The sequence below is a fragment of the Vibrio sp. HI00D65 genome, assembly GCF_001635455.1.
GTDB lineage: Bacteria > Pseudomonadota > Gammaproteobacteria > Enterobacterales > Vibrionaceae > Vibrio.
The window spans coordinates 1-466 of record NZ_LWEH01000524.1; the positions used below are offsets into that span (position 1 = coordinate 1).

Here is a 466-nt window from a genome sequence, read left to right on the forward strand (position 1 = left end):
CATATTCAATATCAATTACCAAAAGGCTTGGATGTGTGTGAAACGAGCATTACCAAACCATGTACCCGCAGGACAAGCCACTCACGTTTTTCGACATACCTTTGCTAGCCACTTTATGATGAATGGTGGCGATATTTTGGTGTTACAACGTATTTTGGGTCACCAGAAGATAGAGCAAACTATGACTTATTCGCACTTCGCACCAGAGCACTTAATACAAGCCGTTGAACTAAATCCGCTAGAAAATTAATGGCGACAAAGTGGCGGCAAATCTCGGTTATAGTCTGATTTAGTCGGTTTTCTTCGTCTTTTTACGCATCCCGAAAAACAGACAAACCCAATAAAATCAGTAGCTTATTGAAAATTAGCGTGAATATCGATAAAACTTGGGGTTTTATTGATTGCCAAAAATAAATCATTAAAAACAATCACTTACAACCAAATCAATTAATAGGTGGCGGCAATG

1 protein-coding gene is annotated in these 466 nt (G+C 38.4%); it reads left to right on the plus strand.

Annotated elements, in window-relative coordinates; translation table 11 throughout:
• A partial coding sequence (locus tag A3712_RS23240; RefSeq protein ID WP_157618872.1) for a tyrosine-type recombinase/integrase occupies nucleotides 1-250 on the plus strand: 250 nt, incomplete at its 5' end.
• Nucleotides 251-466: the final 216 nt, after the last annotated feature.